Origin of the sequence: Xenophilus sp. (assembly GCF_044462705.1) — a bacterium.
Classification (GTDB): Bacteria; Pseudomonadota; Gammaproteobacteria; order Burkholderiales; family Burkholderiaceae_C; genus Xenophilus; species Xenophilus azovorans.
Map to the genome: position 1 here is coordinate 53,372 of NZ_JBIQNC010000009.1, position 7,004 is coordinate 60,375.

General features: G+C 72.7%; 8 protein-coding genes and 1 riboswitch. Of the genes, 2 read left to right on the top strand and 6 right to left on the bottom strand.

What is annotated here, in order from left to right:
• Positions 1–2 precede the first annotated feature (2 nt).
• Entirely contained in the window at positions 3–200 is a 198-nt protein-coding gene (thiS, locus tag ACIY1X_RS03495) for a sulfur carrier protein ThiS (protein ID WP_399678023.1), read from the bottom strand.
• Complete coding sequence (locus ACIY1X_RS03500) at positions 197–1,285, bottom strand: FAD-dependent oxidoreductase (RefSeq protein WP_399678025.1); 1,089 nt, start codon at positions 1,283–1,285, stop codon at positions 197–199. The genes thiS and ACIY1X_RS03500 overlap by 4 nt, the downstream gene beginning before the upstream one ends.
• 212 nt (positions 1,286–1,497) lie before the next feature.
• Here ACIY1X_RS03500 and thiD point away from each other — a divergent pair, with 212 nt between their 5' ends.
• A complete protein-coding gene (gene thiD / locus ACIY1X_RS03505; RefSeq protein ID WP_399678027.1) occupies positions 1,498–2,352 on the top strand; it encodes a bifunctional hydroxymethylpyrimidine kinase/phosphomethylpyrimidine kinase in 855 nt (284 codons plus the stop codon).
• Here thiD and ACIY1X_RS03510 read toward each other — a convergent pair.
• Complete coding sequence (locus ACIY1X_RS03510) at positions 2,294–3,625, bottom strand: purine-cytosine permease family protein (protein ID WP_399678028.1); 1,332 nt, start codon at positions 3,623–3,625, stop codon at positions 2,294–2,296. The genes thiD and ACIY1X_RS03510 overlap by 59 nt on opposite strands.
• 80 nt (positions 3,626–3,705) lie before the next feature.
• A riboswitch (TPP riboswitch) is annotated at positions 3,706–3,809 on the bottom strand.
• 41 nt (positions 3,810–3,850) lie between these two features.
• Here ACIY1X_RS03510 and ACIY1X_RS03515 point away from each other — a divergent pair.
• Positions 3,851–4,294 carry a VOC family protein gene (locus ACIY1X_RS03515; RefSeq protein WP_399678029.1) on the top strand — a complete coding sequence of 148 codons (444 nt, stop codon included), beginning with the start codon at positions 3,851–3,853 and terminating at the stop codon, positions 4,292–4,294.
• Here the strand turns inward: ACIY1X_RS03515 and ACIY1X_RS03520 are convergent.
• The 3 genes from ACIY1X_RS03520 to ACIY1X_RS03530 are packed head-to-tail and all read right to left on the bottom strand — an operon-like array spanning position 4,291 to position 7,003.
• Entirely contained in the window at positions 4,291–5,334 is a 1,044-nt protein-coding gene (locus tag ACIY1X_RS03520) for an NAD(P)/FAD-dependent oxidoreductase (protein WP_399678031.1), read from the bottom strand. The genes ACIY1X_RS03515 and ACIY1X_RS03520 overlap by 4 nt on opposite strands.
• 7 nt (positions 5,335–5,341) lie before the next feature.
• A complete protein-coding gene (gene fdxA, locus ACIY1X_RS03525) occupies positions 5,342–5,671 on the bottom strand; it encodes a ferredoxin FdxA (protein WP_399678033.1) in 330 nt (109 codons plus the stop codon).
• A gap of 42 nt (positions 5,672–5,713) precedes the next feature.
• Positions 5,714–7,003 (bottom strand): sulfate adenylyltransferase subunit 1, encoded by a 1,290-nt coding sequence (locus ACIY1X_RS03530; RefSeq protein WP_399678035.1) that lies wholly within the window; start codon positions 7,001–7,003, stop codon positions 5,714–5,716.
• Between the last annotated feature and the right edge of the window lies 1 nt (position 7,004).

Genomic DNA, 7,004 nt, shown 5'->3' on the forward strand with positions numbered 1-7,004 from the left:
CGTCAGCCTCCCGTCACGGGCCGGATCACCTCGACCTCGTCGCCCTCGCGCAGTTCGCGCCCGGCATGCGAGGAGCGGGGCACGAATTCGCGGTTGACGGCCGCGGCATAGGGCGGCGGCGGCGCCAGCAGCGCGATGGCGTCGGCCAGCGTGGCAGGCGGGGCCAGCTCGCGCGGCTGGCCGTTGAGCAGGATGTTCATGGGGTGTCCAGTATGGGGAGATCGAAGCGCCGCGCCAAGGCATCGCCCTGATCGGCCAGCACCTGCATCGCCGCGTCGAGCATGGCAGGAGAGATCATGAAGCCGTGGCGGTACAGGCCGTTGACCTGCAGCATGCGCGGCGCCAGCCAGCGCAGCGCGGGCCGGTTGTCGGGCAGGGTGGGGCGGCACTGCGTGAGCACTTCGAGGATGCGCGCCTCGCCGAAGCCGGGGTGCACAGCGTACGCGGCGCTGAGCAGTTCCATCGTCGAGCGCACGCTGGCGGGCGAAAGGTCGTCGGACTCGATCTCGGTGGCGCCGACGACGAACACGTGGCCCGGCTTGGGCGCGATGTAGAGCGGATAGCGCGGGTGCGCCAGCCGCGTGGGCCGGCGCAGCGCGACGCCCGGCGCATGCAGGCGCAGCACCTCGCCGCGCACGCCGCGCAGCGCGCTCCACTGCGGCTTGGCGCCCAGGCCGCGGCAATCGACGACGCGCTCGTGCGCGGCGGGCGAGAAGTCCTGCGGCGCGCGCGGGCTGTGCCAGTGCAGGCGCACGTTCGGCATCGCCTGCAGGCCGGCGAACAGCGCAGCGAGCAGTTCGCGGTTGTCGAGCTGGCCTTCGCCGGGCAGCAGCCAGCCCTGCGCGAAGCGGCCGGCCAGTGCGGGCTCCAGCGCCGCCAGGGCCGGGCCGTCCAGCCGCTGCATGGCCGGCAGCCCGGGCACCGCGGCCTGCGTGCGCTGCAGCGTGGCGGCCAGGCGCGCGGCCTCGTTCGCGTCCTGGCGGTGCCAGACGAGGAGCGTGCCCTCGCGCTGGAAGAACACGGGCGCAGGCAGGCCGGCAAGCAGTTGCGGCCAGCGCTCCAGCGCATGCATGCCCATGCGCACCAGCGACTCGGGGGCGATGGCGGATTCGGCCAGCGGTGCCAGCATGGCGGCGGCCACGCGGGCGGCGGCGCCCTCGGCGTCCGCGCCGCCGGCCTCGTACACGTCCACGGCACAGCCGGCGCGCGCCAGCGCCAGCGCCAGCAGGCGGCCCATCAGGCCGGCGCCGAGCACGTGGGCATGGTCGAAGGGCAGGGTACTCACTTCAGCGCCCCATGACGTTGAGCCTCGCCCGCGTTGCACGATCCAAGACGGTACGAAAGGCCGCGGAGCAGGCCATGCGGGAACATCCGCGGAACTGGCTTGGCCAGGCCGCAGGATGTGCCCCCTTGAGGGGGTTGGCGAAGCGGAACGAAGTCCGCGGAGACTGGGGGTGGGCTGCTTCTCCTCTGCGACACTCCGCCGCCATGACGAACATGCCACTCCCCGAAGGCACGCTGCGCTATCCCCGCGTGCTGAGCATCGCCGGCTCCGACAGCGGCGGCGGCGCCGGCATCCAGGCCGACCTGAAGACCTTCGCGGCGCTGGGCTGCTACGGCATGACGGCCATCACCGCGCTCACCGCGCAGAACACGCGCGGCGTGACGGGCATCCACGCGGTGCCGGCGGAATTCCTGAAGGCGCAGTTGCAGGCCGTCATCGAGGACATCGGGGTCGATGCCGTCAAGCTGGGCATGCTGCACGCGCCCGAGGTGGTGGAGGTGGTGGCCTGGGCGATCCGGCACTACGGGCTGCGCCAGGTCGTGCTCGACCCGGTGATGGTCGCCACCAGCGGCGACCGGCTGATCGCCGAGGAGACGGTGCAGGTGATGGTGCGCGAACTCTTCCCGCGCGCCGCCGTCATCACGCCCAACCTGGACGAGGCGGCGCTGCTGGTGGGCCACCCCATCGCGGGCCCGGAGGCGCTGGACGCCGCCGCGGACGAACTGCTCGCGCTGGGCGCGCCGGCGGTGCTGCTCAAGGGCGGCCATCTGCCGGGCGACGACGTGGTGGACCTGCTGGCCGCCTCCGACGGCACGCGGCGGCGCTTCAGCGCACCGCGCATCGCCAGCCGCAACCTGCACGGCACCGGCTGCACGCTGTCCTCGGCCATCGCCTGCGGGCTGGCGCTGGGGCTGGCGCTGCCCGACGCCGTGGCGCAGGCGCGCGAGTACGTGCGCGGCGCGATGCAGGCCGGCGCCGAAGTGCGCACCGGCGGCGGCCACGGCCCGCTCAACCATGGCTTTGCGCCCCGGCCAGCGGTGCGGCTCCCGCTGCCGCCGGGCGCGTGAGGCGCGCGAGCACGAAGCACACGAACAGCGTCGGCAGCGCCGAGCCCCACTGCGGCGCCCACTTGGCGCAGGCGTGGTACAGCGCGATGCCGCCGACCCAGACCAGCGCGGCCGACCAGTCCACCCGCCGCGCGCCGGCCTGCACCGCGGCGCCCCCGCCCAGCCGTCCCAGGATCACGCCGTACAGCGGCACGAACACCGAGCTGAGCATCAGCAGGAAGGGCTCCAGCTGGTGCATGGGCAGCACCAGCGCCAGCGCGATGCACAGCGCCGCCATTGCCAGGCCCCACCGGCGCACGCTCCAGCGCGGCGCCAGGCTGTGGACCGAGACCGAGCCCGAGTAGACGTCGCCATACGCGTTGTCCAGCTCGTCGATGAGGATCAGGCCGAGCGCGATCAGCCCGCCCTGCGCCAGCAGCAGCGCCGTGACCAGCGAGGTGCCCGGCTCGGCCACGCTGGCGACCATCACGCCCAGCGCGTAGCACCAGACGTTGGCCAGCGCATAGCCGACCCAGGTGCCGCCGAAGGCGCCGCCCAGGCGGCCCGGCGCGGCGCGCCGGCCGTGGCGCGCATAGTCAGCCACCAGCGGCAGCCACGACACGGGCATCGCGATCACCAGATCCATGGCGCTGAACAGGCCCATGCTGCCGTCGCCCGGCCGCTGCCAGAAGGCGTCGAAGCCCTTGGCCGAGAGCTGCGCGCCGAACTGCCAGGTCAGCCACAGCAGCGAGATCACCACCAGCGGCAGCCCGAAGCGGGCGACGAAGCGGCGCACCAGCGTCACCATCGAGCCCGACAGCAGCGCCAGCAGCACAGCGCCCCACAGCAGCGTGCCGGCCAGCACGCCGCCGCTGCCGGCCAGGTCGAGCCCCAGCGCCTGCTTCGCGATGGCCTGCGTGCCCTCGCGCATCACCACCAGCTCGAAGGTGGTCCAGCCCACCAGTTGCACGATGTTCAGCACCACCGGCAGCCGCGCGAAGGCGCTGCCGTAGGTGGCATGCATCAGGCCGGCGCTGGCCAGGCCGGTCTCGCAGCCCAGCCGCGCCGTCCAGGCCAGCAGGCCCGCGCCCACCGCGGAGCCGACGAGGATCGCGATGACCGCATCGCGCGTGCCCACCGCCGGCACCAGGTAGGCGCCGATCTGCATCACGAGCAGGCCCACGCCGAGGCTGAACCACAGCGAGAGGTGGTCGTGCCAGCGGAACACGCGCCGCTCGGCGGGCAGCGGCGTCAGCGCCTCGTTGGCGGAGGAAGAGGGTCGGGCTTGCGCCATGCATTTGCTCCAGTGCAAAGTGATGGCAGGTGGGCTGAGGTCCGGGGGCGGGACTGAAGGCGTCCTGGAGAGGAGGACCGCTGCCGCCGGACCGGCTTCCCTGCGCGAGGATGACCTCAATCAGGTTCAAAGGGTTTGATCTCAGCCGGGCCGCAGTCGCAGCCCAGCACCCCTAGCGAACCGGTATTCTAGGCGCCGCATGCGCAGGAAGGAGCGGGCACCGCCATGACCCCGAGAATCACCGTGCTGACGCTGGGCGTGCGGGACCTGTACGCCTCGCTCGCCTTCTACCGCGACGGGCTGGGCTTCCCGACGCCGGGCGTCATCGGCGAGGAATACGAGCACGGCGCCGTCGTCTTCATCGAGCTGGAATCGGGCCTGCGGCTGGCGCTGTGGCCGCGCGGCTCGCTGGCGCACGATGCCGGCGTGGCGCTGCCCGAGTCCGGCGCACCGGCCATCTCGCTGGGCCACAACGTCCGCAGCCGCGAGGAGGTGGATGCCGTCATGGCCCAGGCGCAGCAGGCGGGCGCGCGGTTGGTGAAGCAGGCGGCGCCGACCTTCTGGGGCGGCTACGCGGGCTACTTCGCGGACCCTGACGGCTACCTGTGGGAGATCGTGTGGAACCCTGCGCTGCTGCCGCCGCAGCAGGAGGAAGAGACCCGCGGCTAGCCGCGCCGGCGGGCACCGGCCACGCCCAGCAGCTCGTGCAGCCGGGTGCTGGTGGTCGTGTACTGCAGCGGCGGCGGCTTGCCGCCGGTGACGATGTCGGCCACGCCCCAGGCGGCCAGCGTGGCCTCGTGGAAGCCGCAGACGATGAGCTTGCGCTTGCCCGGGTAGGTATTGATGTCGCCCACCGCGAACAGGCCCGCCTCGCGCGTCTGGAAGCGTTCGGTGTCCACCGGGATCTGCTTGCGCTGCAGCTCCAGCCCCCAGTCGGCGATGGGGCCCATGCGCGGCGAGATGCCCTGACACACGACCAGCGCGTCCAGCGCCAACGACTGCTCGCCGCCTTCCGGCGTGTCGATGCGCAGCATCTCGCCATCGAAAGCCGCCGGCTGGCCCACGGCCAGGCGGACGGCGCCGGCGGCGACGCGTTCCTGCAGTGCCGTCTGCAGCGCCTCCTCGGCGCGGAACACGTCGCGCCGGTGCAGCAGCGTCACGCTGCGCGCCAGGCCGGCGAGGGCCAGCGCCGTTTCCAGCGCCGCGTCCTCGCCGCCGCTCACCACCACGTCCTGGCCGGCGAAGCGGGCCAGGTCGGCCGGGTGGTAGAACAGGCGCGCGCCCTCGAAGCGTTCCGCGCCTTCCAGCGCCAGCTTCTTCGGCACGAAGGCGCCCACGCCGGCCGCGATGACCACCGTGCGCGCGACGAACGCGGTGCCGGCCGAAGTGCCGGCGCGCCAGCGACCGTCGGCCTCGCGCGCCAGCGTGGCGACCTGTTCGCCCAGGTGCATCGGCACCCCGAAGGGTGCGAGCTGTTCGAGCAAGGCGTCCGCCAGGCCGCGGCCGGTGGTGGCCGGCGTGCCGGGGATGTCGTAGATGGGCTTGTGGCCGTACAGCTCGACGCACTGGCCGCCCGCATGGGGCAGGGCGTCGACGATGCGGCAGGGGATTTCGAGCAGGCCGAACTGGAAGGCCTGGAACAGCCCGACCGGACCCGCACCGATGATCAGCGCGTCGGTCTCGATCGGGGCAGCCGGCTGCTCGGACAAGGGCGGCTTACTTGATCAGTTCCGCGAGCTTGCCCGGCTTGTCCTTCCACTCGTCCGCGTCGGGCAGCGCGGCCTTGCGCTTGGTGATGCTCTTCCAGCCGTCGGCCTGGGCCAGCTCGGCGTTGAGCTGCACGAAGGCGATCTGGTCGGCCGGCAGGTCTTCCTCGGCGTAGATGGCGTTGGCCGGGCACTCGGGGATGCAGACCGCGCAGTCGATGCACTCGTCGGGGTCGATCACCAGCATGTTGGGCCCCTCGCGGAAACAGTCCACCGGGCACACGTCGACGCAGTCGGTGTATTTGCAGCGGATGCAGTTCTCGGAGACGACGTGGGTCATGGCGCTGTGGCTGGTGAAGGCGGTCGGGGGAAACCCGGTATTTTATGCAGAGGCGTTGCCCACGCCCTGCGCGCGGACAAGAACGGCGGCGCAGGTGCGGTGCGAGGCGGTGTCCACCAGCACCAGCGAGCCCAGCGCGCGCGATTCGGCGAAGGGGCGCACGGCCAGCGGCTGCTGCAGCGCGAGCACCACCTCGCCGATGGCGTTGGGCGGCAGTTCGGCGGCGTCCTCGGCCTCCAGCGTGGTGATGTTCAGCCGGTGCGCGATGCGCGCGACCCGGGCCTTGACCCAGCGGTGGCCCTGCAGCGCCCAGTAGGCGCGGCCGGCCACCAGCGGCTCGTCGTCCAGCCAGGCGACGGTGGCGCGGATCTCGCGCTGCGGCTCGAAGGCGTCGGGCGCCAGCAGCCAGTCGCCGCGCGAGACGTCCACCTCGCGGTCGAGCACGATGCCGGCGCTGTGGCCGGCGTGCACGGCCTGGTCCTGCCGCGTGTGCGTAAGCACGCGCGCCACGGTGGCGTGCTGGTTGCCGGGCAGGATGGCGATGCGCTGGCCGGGCTCCACGTGGCCGCTGGCCACGCGGCCCCAGAAGATGCGCCGGCCCTGCGTGGTGTCGTTCGAGCCCGAAAACTTCTCGACCCACTGCACCGGGAAGGCGAAGGGCACGGATTCGTCCTGCGCCGTGACCGGCAGGCCCTCCAGCAGCTCGAGCAGGCTGGGGCCCTCGTAGCCGGCCCAGCCGGCGCTGCCGTCCTGGTGGCGGCCGGCGACGTTCCAGCCCTTGAGCGCCGAGATGGGCACGATGGCCGCGATCCGCACGCCGGCGGCGGCAGCGAACTCGTTCAGCGCGCCGGAGATGCGCTCGAAGGCGAGCTGGGCGTCGTCGATGGCGTCCAGCTTGTTCACCGCCACCACGATGGACTGCACGCGCAGCAGGTGCGCCAGCAGCATGTGGCGGCGCGTCTGCGCGAGCAGCTCGCTCTTCACGACCTCGCCGTCGCCGACCTCGGCCGCCCAGGGCAGCTTGGTCGCGTCGACCAGCACCACGGCGGCATCGGCGCCGGAGGCGGCCGTGACCATGTTGCGCGTGTATTGCTCGTGGCCGGGCGCGTCGCCGATGATGAACTTGCGCTTCGCGGTGGAGAAGTAGCGGTACGCCACGTCGATGGTGATGCCCTGCTCGCGCTCGGCCGAGAGGCCGTCGGTCAGCAGCGCCAGGTCGGTCTCGCCGCTGCGCTGCACGCCGGCAAGCTGGTCCTGCAGCACCGACTTGCTGTCCACCAGCAGGCGGCCGATCAGCGTGCTCTTGCCGTCGTCCACGCTGCCGCAGGTGATG

Bases quoted from the DNA above. Each gene is read 5' to 3' on its own strand.
- thiS (WP_399678023.1), bottom strand. From the start codon at position 200: ATGAACATCCTGCTCAACGGCCAGCCGCGCGAGCTGGCCCCGCCTGCC.
- thiD (WP_399678027.1), top strand. From the start codon at position 1,498: ATGCCACTCCCCGAAGGCACGCTGCGCTATCCCCGCGTGCTGAGCATC.
- ACIY1X_RS03510 (WP_399678028.1), bottom strand. From the start codon at position 3,625: ATGGCGCAAGCCCGACCCTCTTCCTCCGCCAACGAGGCGCTGACGCCG.
- ACIY1X_RS03515 (WP_399678029.1), top strand. From the start codon at position 3,851: ATGACCCCGAGAATCACCGTGCTGACGCTGGGCGTGCGGGACCTGTAC.
- fdxA (WP_399678033.1), bottom strand. From the start codon at position 5,671: ATGACCCACGTCGTCTCCGAGAACTGCATCCGCTGCAAATACACCGAC.